The organism is Halorubrum tebenquichense DSM 14210 (genome assembly GCF_000337415.1).
Classification (GTDB): Archaea; Halobacteriota; Halobacteria; order Halobacteriales; family Haloferacaceae; genus Halorubrum; species Halorubrum tebenquichense.
In genome coordinates, this window is sequence record NZ_AOJD01000079.1 from 12,218 (window position 1) to 27,193 (window position 14,976).

At 59.7% G+C, this 14,976-nt stretch carries 21 protein-coding genes; 8 read left to right on the forward strand and 13 right to left on the reverse strand.

Translation table 11 applies throughout. The annotated features are described in order from the left end of the window. Positions 1-61: 61 nt before the first annotated feature. The 3 genes from C472_RS14965 (at position 62) to C472_RS14975 (ending at position 2,457) form a co-directional block, all read left to right on the forward strand. On the forward strand, positions 62-925 hold the full coding sequence (locus tag C472_RS14965) for a hypothetical protein (RefSeq protein WP_006630695.1): 864 nt from the start codon (positions 62-64) through the stop codon (positions 923-925). Next, entirely contained in the window at positions 925-1,689 is a 765-nt protein-coding gene (locus tag C472_RS14970; protein ID WP_006630696.1) for a hypothetical protein, read from the forward strand. The genes C472_RS14965 and C472_RS14970 overlap by 1 nt, the downstream gene beginning before the upstream one ends. A 345-nt stretch (positions 1,690-2,034) precedes the next feature. Then, a complete protein-coding gene (locus C472_RS14975; RefSeq protein ID WP_394295124.1) occupies positions 2,035-2,457 on the forward strand; it encodes an arsenate reductase/protein-tyrosine-phosphatase family protein in 423 nt (140 codons plus the stop codon). 104 nt (positions 2,458-2,561) lie between these two features. Here C472_RS14975 and hcsS read toward each other — a convergent pair whose 3' ends face one another. From hcsS to C472_RS15000, 5 genes are all read right to left on the reverse strand, one after another. Then, positions 2,562-2,786: a halo-CC-star protein HcsS gene (gene hcsS / locus C472_RS14980; RefSeq protein ID WP_006630698.1), complete on the reverse strand. Its 225-nt coding sequence runs from the start codon at positions 2,784-2,786 to the stop codon at positions 2,562-2,564. Beyond that, entirely contained in the window at positions 2,777-3,193 is a 417-nt protein-coding gene (hcsL, locus tag C472_RS14985) for a halo-CC-star protein HcsL (RefSeq protein ID WP_006630699.1), read from the reverse strand. Before hcsL ends, hcsS begins: the two co-directional genes overlap by 10 nt. After that, on the reverse strand, positions 3,190-5,130 hold the full coding sequence (arsA, locus tag C472_RS14990; protein WP_006630700.1) for an arsenical pump-driving ATPase: 1,941 nt from the start codon (positions 5,128-5,130) through the stop codon (positions 3,190-3,192). Before arsA ends, hcsL begins: the two co-directional genes overlap by 4 nt. 3 nt (positions 5,131-5,133) lie before the next feature. Beyond that, positions 5,134-5,463, reverse strand: a complete 330-nt coding sequence (gene arsD, locus C472_RS14995) for an arsenite efflux transporter metallochaperone ArsD (RefSeq protein WP_006630702.1) — start codon at positions 5,461-5,463, stop codon at positions 5,134-5,136. A gap of 173 nt (positions 5,464-5,636) precedes the next feature. Continuing rightward, positions 5,637-6,062 carry a cupin domain-containing protein gene (locus C472_RS15000; RefSeq protein ID WP_049906783.1) on the reverse strand — a complete coding sequence of 142 codons (426 nt, stop codon included), beginning with the start codon at positions 6,060-6,062 and terminating at the stop codon, positions 5,637-5,639. Positions 6,063-6,246: 184 nt separating this feature from the next. On the opposite strand from C472_RS15000, the gene C472_RS15005 reads away from it, so the two are divergent. Next, positions 6,247-6,642, forward strand: a complete 396-nt coding sequence (locus C472_RS15005) for an ArsR/SmtB family transcription factor (protein WP_006630704.1) — start codon at positions 6,247-6,249, stop codon at positions 6,640-6,642. Between the two features lie 62 nt (positions 6,643-6,704). Here C472_RS15005 and C472_RS15010 read toward each other — a convergent pair whose 3' ends face one another. The 4 genes from C472_RS15010 to C472_RS15025 all read right to left on the reverse strand — a co-directional run bounded on the left by C472_RS15010 (position 6,705) and on the right by C472_RS15025 (position 9,022). Next, a complete protein-coding gene (locus C472_RS15010) occupies positions 6,705-7,082 on the reverse strand; it encodes an ArsR/SmtB family transcription factor (RefSeq protein WP_006630705.1) in 378 nt (125 codons plus the stop codon). 104 nt (positions 7,083-7,186) lie between these two features. Beyond that, a complete protein-coding gene (locus C472_RS15015) occupies positions 7,187-8,116 on the reverse strand; it encodes a permease (RefSeq protein ID WP_006630706.1) in 930 nt (309 codons plus the stop codon). 6 nt (positions 8,117-8,122) lie between these two features. Beyond that, positions 8,123-8,365 (reverse strand): thioredoxin family protein, encoded by a 243-nt coding sequence (locus C472_RS15020; protein WP_006630707.1) that lies wholly within the window; start codon positions 8,363-8,365, stop codon positions 8,123-8,125. Positions 8,366-8,779: 414 nt separating this feature from the next. Continuing rightward, the gene (locus C472_RS15025) at positions 8,780-9,022 is read right to left on the reverse strand and encodes a thioredoxin family protein (protein WP_006630708.1); all 243 of its coding nucleotides are present in this window, start codon (positions 9,020-9,022) and stop codon (positions 8,780-8,782) included. 405 nt (positions 9,023-9,427) lie between these two features. On the opposite strand from C472_RS15025, the gene C472_RS15030 reads away from it, so the two are divergent. The 3 genes from C472_RS15030 (at position 9,428) to C472_RS15040 (ending at position 11,739) form a co-directional block, all read left to right on the forward strand. Next, positions 9,428-10,465, forward strand: coding sequence for an enolase (locus C472_RS15030; protein ID WP_049906785.1), 1,038 nt, complete (start codon positions 9,428-9,430; stop codon positions 10,463-10,465). A 399-nt stretch (positions 10,466-10,864) separates the two neighbouring features. Then, on the forward strand, positions 10,865-11,305 hold the full coding sequence (locus C472_RS15035; RefSeq protein WP_006630710.1) for a RidA family protein: 441 nt from the start codon (positions 10,865-10,867) through the stop codon (positions 11,303-11,305). 104 nt (positions 11,306-11,409) lie between these two features. Further along, positions 11,410-11,739 (forward strand): ArsR/SmtB family transcription factor, encoded by a 330-nt coding sequence (locus tag C472_RS15040; RefSeq protein WP_006630711.1) that lies wholly within the window; start codon positions 11,410-11,412, stop codon positions 11,737-11,739. A 1-nt stretch (position 11,740) separates the two neighbouring features. On the opposite strand, the gene mobA is transcribed toward C472_RS15040, so the two are convergent. Further along, a complete protein-coding gene (gene mobA, locus C472_RS16575) occupies positions 11,741-12,349 on the reverse strand; it encodes a molybdenum cofactor guanylyltransferase (RefSeq protein WP_006630712.1) in 609 nt (202 codons plus the stop codon). Positions 12,350-12,508: 159 nt separating this feature from the next. On the opposite strand from mobA, the gene mobB reads away from it, so the two are divergent. After that, on the forward strand, positions 12,509-13,240 hold the full coding sequence (gene mobB / locus C472_RS15045) for a molybdopterin-guanine dinucleotide biosynthesis protein B (RefSeq protein ID WP_049906787.1): 732 nt from the start codon (positions 12,509-12,511) through the stop codon (positions 13,238-13,240). 38 nt (positions 13,241-13,278) lie between these two features. Here mobB and C472_RS15050 read toward each other — a convergent pair whose 3' ends face one another. The 3 genes from C472_RS15050 to C472_RS15060 all read right to left on the reverse strand — a co-directional run bounded on the left by C472_RS15050 (position 13,279) and on the right by C472_RS15060 (position 14,850). Then, positions 13,279-13,935: a helix-turn-helix domain-containing protein gene (locus tag C472_RS15050; RefSeq protein ID WP_006630714.1), complete on the reverse strand. Its 657-nt coding sequence runs from the start codon at positions 13,933-13,935 to the stop codon at positions 13,279-13,281. Positions 13,936-14,026: 91 nt separating this feature from the next. Then, positions 14,027-14,362, reverse strand: coding sequence for a carboxymuconolactone decarboxylase family protein (locus C472_RS15055; protein ID WP_006630715.1), 336 nt, complete (start codon positions 14,360-14,362; stop codon positions 14,027-14,029). Positions 14,363-14,445: 83 nt separating this feature from the next. Beyond that, positions 14,446-14,850 (reverse strand): helix-turn-helix domain-containing protein, encoded by a 405-nt coding sequence (locus C472_RS15060; protein WP_006630716.1) that lies wholly within the window; start codon positions 14,848-14,850, stop codon positions 14,446-14,448. Positions 14,851-14,976 lie beyond the last annotated feature (126 nt).

Consider the following 14,976-nt stretch of genomic DNA (forward strand, 5'->3'; position numbering starts at 1 on the left):
AACAACCGCTCCCGTAGCGGATAAGACGGGGGCGTGTTAACGATCAATCAGAAACCCCGCGATGCCCGACTCTCTCAATCTGGACGATGTGGCCGCACTGTTGTTCGACGAGCGGCGTTACAACGGCGACATCCGACCTAAGGCCTTCCACAAGATCCTCTACTTCGCAAAGCAGGAGTTAGACAGAGAACATGTCGATGAAACCATCGACACGTACTGGTATATGTGGGGCGCTGTGGTTGTGACGTCGGATTCGTCTCTCGAAATCACAGAAGGGCCTGACGGGCAGCGGGTAGTCTGTGAGGCGGAGGTTTCCGATATTGATGCCTCTCGTGGCACCATCCAGCGCGCTCGACGGGCGATTTCCAGCACATTAGACCGCTACTATGACCGCGGCATTGAGGGATTAACCGACGAGATGTACGACGAGGCCCCGTACGATGCTCAACGTCACTTTCGGGAACTGGACAAGCAACTCGACGCAGGTGGCGACTCCAAACAGATGACGCTCACCCTCGACCGGAACAAAAAACGTACTCGGGAAACGCTCCACAGATTCGTTCAGAGCTTCCCGACTGACGACTTTCCGCAGTACGAGGACGATCTTCACATCTGGTACCGATTGATGAGTGCTGAGTTGGACTCAGAGGAATACAACCCTGAGACCGCGGAGTCGCTTGCGAAGTCATTCTGGCGACTATACTGTCTTGAACTCGCGTGTCGAGAGGACAACCTTTCGCGGTCGGAAATAGCCGAAGAAAGAGGTGTCGACAGCGTTGAGAGCGCGAAAGAAGAGATTCGAGAGCAACTCCGCCGGAAAGAGCGCGAGAAGGCGAGGCGGAACGCGAAAGATACTCGGAGCGCAAGGGACGCGGCCGACGCTTTTGTCGCACCGTTCATTGACAACGACCTACTCCAGCACTAATGGCTCGTTATTTCCTTGATACCGGCGTTCTCGTTGGGTTGACGTTCCTACACGACCTATGGCACGACGACGCTGAACGACTCTACGATACCGATAACGGCCTCTACACAAGCCGAGCAGTCGTTTACGAGTACTGTAACAATAGCAACTCGAGCAAACTTGAGGACACGGTCGTGGATTGGGACACGGATGACGGTCTCTTCGGGGCGACCTTAGCGAAGGTTCGTGCAGCCCAGATGAATCTTAACCTTCGGATCGACGGCTACGATGATGACGAGCTGGATATTGAAACTCTCGTTGAGGCCTTCCTCGAGGAAACGGACGTGATGAGTAGCATCAAGCCACAAAGGCTGATCGAAGAACACATCGAACCCAACATCCGAAACGAGTTAGAAAATACACTCACTGGCGAAGAGGTCACTCGCGAGTCGGGGAGACGTACCTTGGACAGTCTGTGTGATACAGTGATAAACGAAGCTCACGAGACGAGGCAAGATCTTCAAAACCGACTTACACAGGGGCCGTCCGGAGCCCTCAGTAAGTCGGAGCGCAGACAACGTCTTGGATTCGTGGACGGGTATATGGACAAGGTAATTCTATCCGACGCTGCGTATCAGAACGACCGAAATATCGTCAGTAAGGTGGTGACCGCAGACAAATCGGATATGTACGGATATCACGAACGAATTAGTGCCGAGTTGGGAATCCAAGTTATCTACATCAAGGACGAGTTGGCCGATCCTTCGTGGCCTACCGATGAATGAGTCCAGTTGTAGATACCAAAACCTCCTCCGCGAACAGGGATAGGACGACAGTCCTCAGCTATTGCCGTGGATAACTCAGACTACCCCAGTCCGGGGTTGCTCTGACTCTAACAGTTGTTGATAGTAAGATAGTGCTATTCAGAATTTGTGGCAGCGCATAACCTCCGAGGATGGATCTGATGCGTGTCTTATATTCGAATACTGTTTCTGTGAACAAACTAGGGCCGGTGAAATTCTCGTTGTATATCGCTCTATAGGACTCTATATCGATGTGAAGTAACGACTATACTGGTTCCTCCCGCATTGTGTGTTGTGACTCAACACAATGATCAGTCGGGCCATCGGATCGCCTTCGTCTGCGTCCAGAACGCGGGACGGAGCCAGATGGCCGCCGCGTTTGCCGAGCGGGAACGCGACCGACGCGGCGCGGCTGACCGGATCGAAATCGTCACCGGCGGGACACAGCCCGCGGATCACGTCCACGACATCGTCGTTGAGGCGATGGCAGAAGTGGACATCGACATCAGCGACCGAACTCCCCGAGAGGTGACGCCCGATGAGCTACAGGCGGTCGACCTCGTCGTCACGATGGGCTGTTCGGCCTCGGACGTGTGCCCAGCGACGTGGAACGGCGAGAACCGCGACTGGGGTCTCGACGACCCGCACGAGCGTCCGATCGAGGAGGTCCGCGAGATCCGCAACGAGATTGAAGAGCGCGTCGTCGAGCTGTTCAACGAACTCTTGTCGGAGACGCCACCCGCGGAGTGAGGCGGAGAGAGTAGTCGACCCGATTCGACTCCTCTCAAACGCCGCTACCGGGAGCCGGTCTTCACCACCGGCAGCCGATCTCCACTACCAGCAGCCCATCTTCGCTAACAGCAGCTGTCGTCGTCAGCACCGCAGACGCTCCCGTAATCGATCCCCGTCTCGTCGCTGATCGCCTCGTTACACTGCATTACCATCGTGGTGAACGCGAACTCTGACGACTCGTCTTTCGCGGCGGCGAGTTCCTCACCGAGCGTCTCAGCGGCCGCGACGACCTCTTCGTCCGTGACCCCGTCCTCGACGGCGTCCTGACCGGAAGCGCTCAACAGCACCCACCTCCGGTGGACCGCGCGAACTCCTCGCCAATCTCGTCGCTAATGGTATCATTCGTTCGCTGGAGGAGTTCTATCAGCTCGGCCTGTGCGGCCTGCTGACGCTGGATGGTCTCGTTGTTCGATATCTCAGTCTGAAGTTCCTTCATCTCGGCCATCACTGACTCGTCGAAGCCGCCGCGTTGTATCTGCTGTTGCTTCCGCTGGTACTCGCGGAGCAGCGCCATCGCGTCGTCGTCGTCCTGTAACGCCTCGTCGGCCGAGACGAACCGTTGGTACGTCTCCGACTCGCCGAGGGCGTCGAGGAACTCGCGGAGCGCCGCCTCGACGTTGGCTTCTACGTCTTCCTCATCGGACACACCCACGCTGTCCTCGGCCGCACCTTCCACGTCCTGTGCGTCGCTCACGAGGGCGTCACCTCCGGTGCGTCCGCTTCGACCACGTCTGCGAGTCCAGTAATCTCCTCACCGAAGGCGCTGAGTTCTTCGAGCCCGATTGGTTCATCCTGCCGGAGCGGCGCCAACATCAACGGCGCGTCGAACCGGTCTCGAATCTCTTCGAGATACTGGGCCTGCTGGGCGCGCCGGTTCGCGAAGAAGGCGTTGTCGCCGTACTCCTCGGGGAGGAGGTAGTTGGCGACGACCAGCGAGGTCTCGATGCCGACCTGATCTTTGAGGTCGGCGGCAGCCCGGTACGCCTCCATCATGGGCGTGTACTCGGGGTACATCACGAACGCGAACGTGCTCAGTTCGGGATCTTTCATCGTCTCGATGACTTCGTCGTACTGGTCACCCTTGGCGGGCGCGGCACCCTTCGTCAGCGAACCAAGATCCATGAAACCCTTCCAGTCGGAGGGGAGTTCGAGCAGACGGAGAGTATGGCCCGTGGGGGCCGTGTCAAAGACGACGACGTCGTAGCCGTCCTCGTCGAAGTAGCTCACGAACTTCTCTAAGGCGGCCATCTCCTCGGCGCACGGCGACTCCAACTCCTCTTCGACGTTCGCGATCGCAGCGTCGACGTCGATCTGGGTGTCTTCTTTGTCCTCGTACATCTCGGTGACATGGTCGAGGACCTGCTCGCGGTACTCCGAAAGCGCTTTTTTTTGGTCGATCCGCGCCGCGTCGAGGTTGGCCTGACCGACCGAGGTGGGTTCGTGGCCCACGGGCTCGCCGAAGATGTCCTCTAAGTGCGCGGCCGGGTCGGTCGTCACCACGAGCGTCTCGTGGCCCGCCTCGGCGAGTTTCGTCGCCGCTGTTGAGGCGACCGTACTCTTGCCGACGCCGCCTTTCCCGGTGAAGAAGAGGTACTGCGTCTCGTCGCCTGGTGTGAGTTGATCGACTACCGCGTCAGTGTCCGCCATCGAATCGAACTCGGCTGCGCCGTCAGCATCAACATCAGTCGCGGCCCCGACGTCGACGGTCGCTTCTCTGCCGTCGTAGAGGACACCACCCACGTCCGCGAGCAGGTCGAGGCCGGCAATCTCGCCGGGCTGGAGCGGGTACGTCGCCGTCGCGTCGGTGTCGAACTCCTCGCGGGCGCGCTCGATGACGGCCTGTTCGTCCGCACGCTTCCCCTCGAAGAAGGGATCGTCACACACCGACTCGGGGAGGTAACCGTTGAGGACTAACAGCTGTGACTCGATACCGAGCTCGCCAAGATCGCTCGCGCTGCGTTCGATCTCGTCGATCGAGGAGTCTTCGGGCTTGCCGACGAACCCGAACGAGGTGCGCTCGTCGTCTTGTAGCGTGTCGATCGCGCGCTCGTAGTCCTGTTTGCGCTCTTCCATTGAGGCCGCCGGTCCGATACAGGTTGAGCCACCCTTCTCCAGTTCGGCGTTCCAATCGGAGGGAAGCTCCATCAGCCGGATGGTGTGGCCCGTCGGTGCCGTGTCGAAGACGACGATGTCGTACTCCGGGCTGTCCATGAAGTCGACAAAATTGTCGAAGGCGGCGATCTCCTCGACGCAGGGACTGTTAAGCTGCTCTTCGACCGTCTGGATCTCCTCTTCACCGAGTAGCTCCCGCATCGGCTCGATCGTCTCCTGGCGGTACTCCTCGGCGGCGGTGTCCGGGTCGATCTCGATCGCCGAGAGGTTCTCGATCCCGTCGATCGCGGTGACCTCGTGGCCGATCGACTGCCCGAAGATGTCCGAGAGGTTTGGCGCGGGATCGGTAGTCACCAAAAGCGTCTCGTAGTCGTTGTCGGCGAGCCACGTCGCGGTCGCACAGCTCACCGTGCTCTTGCCGACGCCGCCCTTCCCGCTGAAGAAGACGAACTCCGTCTCGCTGCCGCTCGGTTCGACTACCTCACGCGCGCTCGTCGCTGTCGACTGTGATTGTGCCATTCGTTACGCCTCCTGTGGTGTTGGCTTCTCGTCGATAGCCGCGGTCAGTTCGTCGTACGAGAGGTACTCGCCCTCGGCGACGATCTCGTCGTCGACGACCGTGATCGGGAGGATCGACGGGCCGTCCTCTTGGACGCGGTCGTAGATCCGCTGTGTCTCGAGGAACTGGTCGATGTTGTGCTGCATGTTCGCCCGCGTCACGTCGAGGTCGTCGAACGCGTCTTCGAGTTGGTCGAGCGCCGCGCTGACCTCGACGAGTTCGTCGTCGGGGTCGGGACCGCAGACGCCGGTGGAGCAACACATCGCTTCTTCGTAGAGTGTGAGTTCGGTCATGGTGGAGCCGGATGGCCGTCGATCGTCTGAGCTATTGTTCACAGCGAGACACATTGGTCTGTGTCCACTGAAACCAATTCGTTTGAACAAATTCTCATACAACTATAAGCCCTTCGGTCGGATACCTCCAGGTCGGTCACGCGATCACGAACCTGAGACAGCCGAGAGCTAGATCAGCCGATGAATCCGTTGGTCGCCCACGATCCCGGTTCGTCGGCACACGTCGCAGTTCGACACTGCGATGCCGGGGCGCTCACGAGGATAAACGCGCTCTCGACGTCGCCGTTCCGAATCTGGCGCGTCGCCGTCGGCGGGATCCAGACCGCGTCGCCGGCCTCGAGTTCGACGGATTCGTCGTCGATAACGACGGTGGCTTCGCCCTCTAAGAGGACGTATATCTCCTCGTGGTCCTCCGCAGTGTGATCGTGCGGCCTGTTCCGCCAGCCGGGCTCGCAGCGCGCGATCGACACGCCGACCTGCTCGCTGTCGAGCGAGTCGGTAAGCGGCCGCATCGCACCCGAGACCGGCTCGATGTCGGTGTAATTGACTCGTTTGTAGGATACAGTCACGCCGGACACCCCGGGCTCGGGACGGCGCATTCGGCCGTCTCGCCGCTCGCGCTTGCCATCGTGGTCGTCGCTGACCGGCGGACGCCCGCCAGAACGATCTGGTCACTCATACGAGACTATAGTTGAGCGATTGCTATATCGTTTTCGCTACCGAGCGCACTTATTAAGACGGCGTTCCACAACGTTTAATCTCACTTCTGTTCAATTTTGCCGTATGTCATCTACCGACCGCCTGCGACGGTACGTCGTCGACGAGTGCGGCTCGTGTACCGACGAGGACCTGTCCGAGCGTATCGCGGAACTGGAAGAACTGAACGAAAGCGTCGGCGGATCAGACTTGGAGACCGACGTCGAGCTGCTGTCAGCGCTCGGGAACGAGACGCGGTACAAGATTGTCCGCATGCTCCACGCGGCCGACGACGAGGAGCTGTGCGTCTGCGAGCTCTCGCCGCTGTTGGACGTGAGCGACAGCGCGATCAGCCACGCCCTCTCGAAGCTCACCGATGCCGGGCTCGTCACACGGCGGAAGGAGGGCAAGTGGCGGATGTACCGCGCCACGCCGCGCGCGAACGCCGTCCTCGTCGCACTCGACGGCTCGCGGTCGCTGTGAAAAAAACGGTCCCGGCGCAGAGCAGGCCGGCGAAGACGGTGTTGAACGGCACGCCGACCGTGCTACCGATCGCCACCCAGCGCGGCCGCCATATCGAGCAGTTGGATCGCCGCCGTATCTCCGATCCGGTAATAGGTCCACTTGCCCTGTCGACGTTTCTTGACGAGTCCAGCGTCGTTGAGTTCTCGCAGGTGACTCGCGACCGTCGATTGTGGTGCGTCGAGAACGACCTGTAGCTCACAGGCGCACATCTCACCGTCACGGAGCGCGTTCAGAATGCGGACCCGGTACTCGTTCGCTAAGGCTTTGAAAACCATAACCTGTGCGTCGACCTGTTCGTCGTCCTCGGCGATCTCGAATAGCGACGTGAGCCGGTCTTCGGGGTTCTCATAGAGCCGTTCGAGGGTCTGGCGTGTCGATTCCGGTACTGTGTCAGTCATGGTGAGATCGCGTCGACTGAGGGTCGACGTTCGAATTGATATTGTCCGGTTCGGGGCAAAAGGGTTCGGCTACGGTGATCGGCCAGCGACGGCCGACGGCGACCTCAGAGGACGACGTTGAACAGCAGGCCGATCAAGAGGATCCCGGTGGCTAGCGTCCCCGCGTAGGCGGCGATTAGTTCCTTCTGCATGACCTTCTTGAGGATCATGAACTGCGGCAGCGAGAGCGCGGCGACCGACATCATAAACGCGAGGCCGGTGCCGATCGGCAGCCCCTTTCCGATCAGCGACTCGACGACCGGAATGACACCGAGGATATCGGTGTACATTGGTACGCCGACTGCGACCGCACCGAAGACGCCCCACTGGCCCGAGAGGTAGGTCTCCACCAAGCGTTCGGGGAGGTAGCCGTGGATGAGCGCGCCGACCCCGACGCCGACGATGACGTAGGGAATGATCTCGAGAATGATCTCTTTAGCCTCGACGTAGGCCTCTTCGAGCCGTTCGCGTCTGGTCGGCTCGTCGATGTCGACCCCCGAGTCGCCGAACTCGAAGTCGTCGACGTAGCGGTCGAACCCCAATCGATTGAGAGTATAGCCGCTGGTCATCCCGATAGTAATCCCGCTGATCGCGTACAGCGCGGTCAGCTCCAGACCCACGACGCCCGGCAGCACGACGAGAGCGGCCTCGTTGATCATCGGCGAGACCGCGAGGAACGTGATCGTGATGCCGAAGGGGATGCCCGCGCCGACCATCCCGAGGAAGATCGGGATCGTAGAACACGAGCAGAACGGCGAGACGATCCCTAACAGGGCAGCCAGCGCGTAGCCGGTAAACGCTGTCTTGCCGTCAAGATAATCGCGGATCTTCTCCGGCGGGAAGTACGTTCGGAGGTAGGTGACCGCGAATATCACCGCCGTCAAGATAGCGAGGATCTTCAGAGTGTCGTACACAAAAAAGTGCGCCGCCGCTCTGGGGGCTCCCGTCAGCCCGATAGCGTCGACGACGTAGGTCGCGAACTTCTTGAAAACCATCCGGGCTTACAGCCGTTCTGTGATAATCGATTCGAGTTCATCTTCCGACGGTGTCGAGCCGGCAAACACCATTTCGTCGTCGATCTCGAATCCCGGCGTCGACATGACGCCCTTCTGTGCCAATTTGGCCATATCTGGTTCCTTCGTTACGTCCGCGTCGATGTCGTTGCGGTCGACGATCTCTTGCGTCGTCTGCTTGAGCTGTGTGCAGTTACTGCAGTTAGATGGGCCGTAGACGGTGATTTTCATTGGTTTTCCTCCGTAGTCGCATCGGCATCTGCGATGAGTGTCTGTCGCTCCGTTCGAGTCGCTTCGACTCCGTTCTCCATCATACATATCGAAATAGCACGGTATGGCATAAATGCGTTTCGAAGAAATCCGATTTGTAGTACACCGCATAGGAGAGATACTCTCTTGTGTTATAACCGTCTCACTGCTGTACGCGACCGTATTTAACCCGTATTCGCCGCTTCACCAGACATGTGACGGGTATCAAGCGTTCGTTTTGGTCGGTCGGAACGGCTGATGAGACAAATATAGTATTGAAATATCCCGATTTTATTCGGTATCGATCTCGACCTCCCCAGAGTATATCCGTCGACGGACGACAGCGGGGTGTGAGTCGCGTCGTCGAACTCGACGGACCCAACACCGTGAGAAGTCTCAGGACTCCGCGTGGTCGGTGAGGATCGATTCGATGTGGTCGGCCGGCGGCGTCGTACCGTTGTGGACGATCTCCCCGTCGATCTCCAGCCCGGGTGGCGACATGACGCCCTTTTCGGCGAGTTTGGTCATGTCTGACTCCTCGGTGACATCGGCATCGACCCCCAACTCCTCGACGACCGCCTCGGTCGTCTCCTTGAGCCGGGCGCACTTCCGGCAGTCGGCGTAGACGGTGATCTTCATCGCTCACTCCACAGAGTGGTCGAAGGGGGTTTCACGCAAATCATATCTAACAATCCCAATGTGTATATATAAATGTACTGTGTAGCATAAAGTGACGTATGAATCGCACGCATCGTTCGGTCGACGATCGAAACGATGCCGATAGAACGATCTCTTTCGCATTTCTGCCGCTAAGAACTCCATCTCGGGTGTAAAATCGGTTCGACGTGCGACGACCGAATCTTCGTTCGCTTCGATTCTTTTAAGTATGTCTATTTTCCACCATACGGTTATGGGACATATCTATGAATTTCGATACGGTAAAGCCCGATACGTCTCCGCCCTTCGCAGTCATCAGCAGGGCGGTCCTGACGATTGCAATTATCGTCCCGACCTCGTTAATTACCGCGGGAAAGACTACGTAAAATGAGTTTGTACGCCCGTATCGCCGACCTGCCGGTTACGATCGATTCGGTGGATCGACGACGATACACGAGCGAGACGACGAGTGGTTTCACCCGCACGACGACCGAGTGTCGGCTCGCCGGCGACGGCTCCGTCGGCCGCGGTGAGGACGTCTGTTACAAGACGGCCGACCACGACGCGCTCGCGGAGACGGAGCCGATCGATCTCACCGGCGACTGGACGGTGGCGACGCTGTCGGCTCACCTCGATACCGTCGACCTGTTCGCCCCCGAAGCGCCGACCTACGAGCACTACCGTAACTACCGCCGGTGGGCCATCGAGAGTGCGGCCTTGGACCTCGCGCTTCGACAGCGAGGAAAAACGCTCGGCGAGGCCCTCGGTATCGATCCAGATCCCGTCCGATTCGTCGTCTCGACACGTCTGGGAGAGCCGCCGACTTCCGATCGCATCGAGCGACTGCTCGCCCTCGATGACACTCGTGAGTTCAAGCTCGATCCCAGCGAGGAGTGGCCGACGGACCTATTCACGACGCTCGGAGCAACCGACGCCGTCCGGATCATGGACTTGAAAGATTGGTACGGGGGCCCTGATCCGGACGTCGAACCCGAGCTGTACCACGACGTGTTCGGAATGGATTCGGTGATCGTCGAGGACGCTGCGTTCGTTCCCGAGACGAACCAGTTGGTCGAGTCGCGGGCCGAACGGCTCTCCTTCGACTCCCCGATCGACGGGGTCGAGAGCCTCAGGTCGCTGCCGGTCGAACCGGGATGGTGTAACATCAAACCCTCGCGGTTCGGGTCGCTCGAATCGCTGTTCGAGACCATCGAGTACTGCCAGCAGGCAGGGATCGATCTGTACGGCGGCGGCCAGTTCGAACTCGCCAGCGGTCGGACGGCGATCCAGACGCTCGCTGCCCTCTTCTACCCGGACGCCCCGAACGACGTCGCTCCGAGCGTGTTCAACGATCCGGGAGAGACGCCGCCGTATCCCGCGAGTCCACTGCAGCCCGACGTCGACGCCGTCGGCTTCGAGTTCTGAGGCCGATTTCGCCGCGCGCTGCGGTCGGCCGGGGCGTGCGTCGACTCGGCGCCGAGCGATCGGTTGAGTGGCAGCATATATGTCGAAATCACCCCAATATAACTATGTTATTTTACTAGCTACTCAGCTGTACGTGTGCTTCAATCAGAGTAAGTACGTTCAAACAAGATGGACAATATGATGCTCATAGGTCTACCGTAGGTCCTGTATCCGAACCCCTCGATGATGCCTCGATGCTTGAATAGCTACGTTCAGCGGCAATCAGCCTCTATCTCTGATTTCCGGAATCCGTCAGCGGATCCGCTGTTACCATAGTTAGATCTCCCGTCTACATTACACATGGTACGGATCGAAATTCTCTTTACGTTTGAGAGAATACTAAATTGTATGTCGAACGAGATGGTCGGCGTTAGTGATCAGGCAAAACGAGAAAATAAAATATCTATTGCTGAATCGCTGAGCGAGGAGAGCAAGCGACAGCGTGACGGCATCGAGAACATCGGCGCGTTCGGAATGCGGACCGGTGAGTCGGATCTGATCTTTTTCCAGGGAATTCTTCCGGAGATCAACGGGGAAGTGAAGGGGCTGGAGACGACCGAAGAACAGATCGAAATGTGCCTTGACCGGCTCGAACTGATGCTCGAAAATCGTAACGCGTCGCTTGACGACGTGATGAAAGTCGAGGTCCAGCTCGCAGATACGGACGCGGCGTCGGCCGTCGACCCGGCGTACGAGTCGCGGTTCGACAACGTTGCGTTCCCGCCGCGAACTGTTGTCGGTGTCTGCTCGCTTCCCGGCGGCGCAGACGTCCAACTTGACGTGATCGCGGCCAAAGAATAATAGCGGTCTTCCGTTCGGTTCCGTTGTAGGTCCTGTTTTATTCCACTGCCGATCGTTGAACACCGACAGAACAATTAATCCGATCGCGGCGAAATACGTCGATAATGGCCGACTCCTCGTCTGATCCGCTTTCCGGAATGGATATTGACGCGCTGATCGACGACGCGGCGACGACCGCCGACGTTAAGACGTTATCGGCGTTCGGATACGAAACTCGGTATCGACTCGTCCGACTACTCGTCGAGGCGGACGGCGCGGTGAGGTTCGACGAAATCACGCCCTATGTGTCGGTGAGCGATAGCGCCGTCAGCCACGCGCTGACGCTCCTCTGTGACGCTGGACTGGTGGAGAAACGGAAGGATGGGCGGTCGCGTAGTTACTCGGCGACGGAACGGGCGGAGGCACTCGTAGACGCTCTCATCCGAACGCGATAGGTCAGCGATCGCGTGTTCTGGAATCGAGTTGAGCCAGATCCGCGGGGGTGTTGACGTTCACGAGTTGTTCACGCACGGCAGCGGGCAGTTCACGGGCGTTGATCGTCGTCGTTTCCAGCCGGTTGAGGAGTTCTATCGGCCGCCGCTCACCGGTTTCGAGAAGTGACCGGATCGCTTTGAGGGTCGGTGCTGTCCTGTACCGTCCACAGAGTGGTTGAAGCTGTGCGTCGCAGTCTACCGGTACGATCGCATCACCTTCGTCTGTCGCGGCGAGCGCCGCGAGGAGACGGCGATCGACGAGTGGGAAATCGCACCCGATGACGAACGTCCACTCGGATCGGCTTCGTTCGAGACCGTCTCTGATCCCGCCAAGTGGACCGATCGGCTCGGTATCGATAGTCCAACAGAGCCGCGTTTCGATTCCGGATACGGCCGCTTCGATGCGGGGACGCTGTGCTTCCCGACAGCTGATGAGGATCCGATCCGTCGACATATCGAGCGTATCGATTACCTGTCGTATTAGCGGCGAACCGTCGAACTCGGCGAGCGCCTTGTCGACATCGCCGAAACGCACCGATCGCCCGCCGGCGAGGACAAGTCCCGTGGTCATCGGCTCAGTCCGCGGAGCGGGTGGACACCTATCCGGAAGAAGGCCATCGCTCGAATCGATACGCTCCTCGGTGATGAATTCACCGAGGATCTTGGAGTCCTGACAACGCCCCCGCAATCTCTCCGGACGCTATTTATTGATCTACGGACAAATGGAGGTATGAAAGTTCTCAGTGTCGCCGGACCGTCGAATTCCGGGAAGACGACCGTCGTTGCGAGGCTCGCAGCCCGACTCAGCGACCGTGGGACGGTGGGAACCATGAAACGGCTCACCCACGAGCCGGACATCGATACCGACGGGAAGGATACCGCCAGACACCGAGAGGCCGGGTCGGTGCGTACCGTCGGCGTCACTGACGATGGGGACTGGTTCGGCACCGGTGACAGGTGGACGCTCGAAGATATGCTCAACGACTTCGCGCGCGAGTGTGACTACGCGCTCGTTGAGGGGTTCAGTGAAAGCCGCCTTCCGAAGGTGTCACTCGGTGATCGATCGGCCGCGCCTCCGGTGGTGGCTACGGCAGCCGACGCCGACGACCTCGCCCTCGGCGAAGTGACGGATATCATCGAGACGCTCCCGTCGTACGAGACCCCGGCGTCCCTCGTGGCGAAGACTCGTGTCTCACTCGAGTCGGTCGATCACGAGGGCGTCGCGACAGCCACCGTGCCGGTGGCCGAACTGGCTCCCACCGACGACGTGACGGCGCGAGTCGATGCGGCCAACAGGCGCCTCCGTTCGGTGGACGGCATTTGCGAGGCCCGCGTTCATCATCAGCAGTCGCTCTTCGACGAGCTTGACGACGTTGTTCATCTGGTCGTGCTGGCGGACGACACCGCGAGAGCGAACGAGGCGATCGGCGAAGCGCTTGGACGACTCTTCACGGCGGCCTGACAGCCTCGCGTCTGCGGCTCTATCGGAAGGCGGACGGCCTACTGAAAAGCGGCGAGCGCGAGTTTCGATTCGACCGAGTTCAGCCGCTGGGACATCGCCGACTTCGTGATATCGAGCTCCGCGGCGAGCTCGCCGACGCTCGTCGCCCGCGGCGTCTCATAGTAGCCCGACGCGACCGCCATTGCGGCCGTCTCCTGTTCAATCTCGGTCAGCGTTGAGAGGTCGAGCGTGACGCGGTTCGACCGGTCGCCGTCGACTGAGTCGATCCGCGTGAGACGGCGCAACGAAATTTCGTCCGTCGCCTCTCTGAGGTCGTCTATCAGCGCAGAGAGGCGGTCGCGGTCCGGAAGGAACGCCTCAATGACGACCGCCTCGTCGGTCACGTCTGTAATCTTCGGTATGCAGTCGTACTCGAAGAATATCGGGCAGTAACACTCAGAAGTGATCTCGGTTTTCGTGTGACGGATCTCGGCATCACCCGGCCCCGCCGCTGTCTTGTCGTGGGGCTCGCGCGTCGCTTCGGTGTGACACTCTCCGCCGGATGACTGCCGGTCGATCCGGTCTGCGTCTCGACCGAGATCCTCGACGGGACAGGCGACCGCCCCGGATGCGGACAGCTCGAACTCGACGTAGAGACGACGGGTCTCCTCCGTGCCGTCATCCTCTCCGGTCGATGATCGCTCTGTCAGTCCCATACTCGGTCCGTTCGACAAACTAGTATAAAATTCTGTCTCGGGTTATCGGCCTTCTGAACGGCTGAGAAGACGGAGTAAGTCAACTCGTTGCTCACTCCGCGTCGACGAGGTCGTCGATCCAGGTTAGCACTGCCATCGCTTTCGGGAACCCGATCGTCGGCACAGCCAACAGGGCGACGTGTCGCAGCGCCTCGGGGTCGACGCCCTCCTCGAGCGCGCGCCGGACGTGCGAGTGGACAGCCCCCTCCGACTCTGACCCGGCCGCCAGCGCCAGTTTGACGAGGCGTTTCTCCTCGCCGTCAATCGGACCGGCTTCCGAACAGGCCTTCCCCAAGTCGGCGTATTCCTCCCACACGTCCGGATGCTCGGCCGCGAGGTCGCCGGCCGTTGACGGGAGTTCGTCGGTGTCTTCGATAGCGTCGGGCATACGATTATATTCTGGAATCGGTGGTAAAAATCCAGACGACCGTTGCCACGAAGTGACGATACCGTCTCAATCGGTCCGGCCGGTCACTCTCTCCGGTCGAACTCGTCCGTCGAATCCGACGACTCTTCGCGGGCGATCTCCTCGACCACCCGCCGAACGATGGTCGCCTCGGCGCCGTGAAGCCGCTGTGAGACCGCGGACTTGGAAACGTCGAACTCGGCCGCGAGGTCCGTGAGCGTCGCCTCCCGCGGGTCGGAGTAGTACCCGGCTTCCACCGCCCGAAGGAGCGTCCGACGCTGTACCGCGGTCAGCTCCTCGGGATCGATCGAGACCGTCGACCGCTCCTCGTCGCTGATATCGCGGATCCGCGCCCCGTCGACGTTGAGGTCCGCGATGGTCCCCAGCACGGCCGCGATGTCGGCGCCGGGATCGATCTCTATCGAGACCGTGTGTCCGCCGCCGTGATCGTCCGCGTCGTTCGTGGCCATCGGTATGTCTGTCTACTCATACTATAGTACTGAAAGAATCAAACCGATGTCGATGAATTATGTAGGTCATTAAATATCCTGATGGATCCGCCTGACGGTCATCGTTCCGCTCCCGAACACGACGCT

Coding starts and splice junctions, on each gene's coding strand:
- C472_RS15015 (WP_006630706.1), bottom strand. CDS start 8,116: ATGGTTTTCAAGAAGTTCGCGACCTACGTCGTCGACGCTATCGGGCTG.
- C472_RS15005 (WP_006630704.1), top strand. CDS start 6,247: ATGTCATCTACCGACCGCCTGCGACGGTACGTCGTCGACGAGTGCGGC.
- C472_RS14970 (WP_006630696.1), top strand. CDS start 925: ATGGCTCGTTATTTCCTTGATACCGGCGTTCTCGTTGGGTTGACGTTC.
- C472_RS15000 (WP_049906783.1), bottom strand. CDS start 6,062: ATGCGCCGTCCCGAGCCCGGGGTGTCCGGCGTGACTGTATCCTACAAA.
- C472_RS15055 (WP_006630715.1), bottom strand. CDS start 14,362: ATGCCCGACGCTATCGAAGACACCGACGAACTCCCGTCAACGGCCGGC.
- arsA (WP_006630700.1), bottom strand. CDS start 5,130: ATGGCACAATCACAGTCGACAGCGACGAGCGCGCGTGAGGTAGTCGAA.
- mobB (WP_049906787.1), top strand. CDS start 12,509: ATGAAAGTTCTCAGTGTCGCCGGACCGTCGAATTCCGGGAAGACGACC.
- mobA (WP_006630712.1), bottom strand. CDS start 12,349: ATGACCACGGGACTTGTCCTCGCCGGCGGGCGATCGGTGCGTTTCGGC.
- C472_RS14965 (WP_006630695.1), top strand. CDS start 62: ATGCCCGACTCTCTCAATCTGGACGATGTGGCCGCACTGTTGTTCGAC.
- C472_RS15060 (WP_006630716.1), bottom strand. CDS start 14,850: ATGGCCACGAACGACGCGGACGATCACGGCGGCGGACACACGGTCTCG.
- arsD (WP_006630702.1), bottom strand. CDS start 5,463: ATGACCGAACTCACACTCTACGAAGAAGCGATGTGTTGCTCCACCGGC.
- C472_RS15040 (WP_006630711.1), top strand. CDS start 11,410: ATGGCCGACTCCTCGTCTGATCCGCTTTCCGGAATGGATATTGACGCG.
- C472_RS15020 (WP_006630707.1), bottom strand. CDS start 8,365: ATGAAAATCACCGTCTACGGCCCATCTAACTGCAGTAACTGCACACAG.
- C472_RS15025 (WP_006630708.1), bottom strand. CDS start 9,022: ATGAAGATCACCGTCTACGCCGACTGCCGGAAGTGCGCCCGGCTCAAG.
- C472_RS15010 (WP_006630705.1), bottom strand. CDS start 7,082: ATGACTGACACAGTACCGGAATCGACACGCCAGACCCTCGAACGGCTC.
- C472_RS15050 (WP_006630714.1), bottom strand. CDS start 13,935: ATGGGACTGACAGAGCGATCATCGACCGGAGAGGATGACGGCACGGAG.
- C472_RS15035 (WP_006630710.1), top strand. CDS start 10,865: ATGGTCGGCGTTAGTGATCAGGCAAAACGAGAAAATAAAATATCTATT.
- C472_RS15030 (WP_049906785.1), top strand. CDS start 9,428: ATGAGTTTGTACGCCCGTATCGCCGACCTGCCGGTTACGATCGATTCG.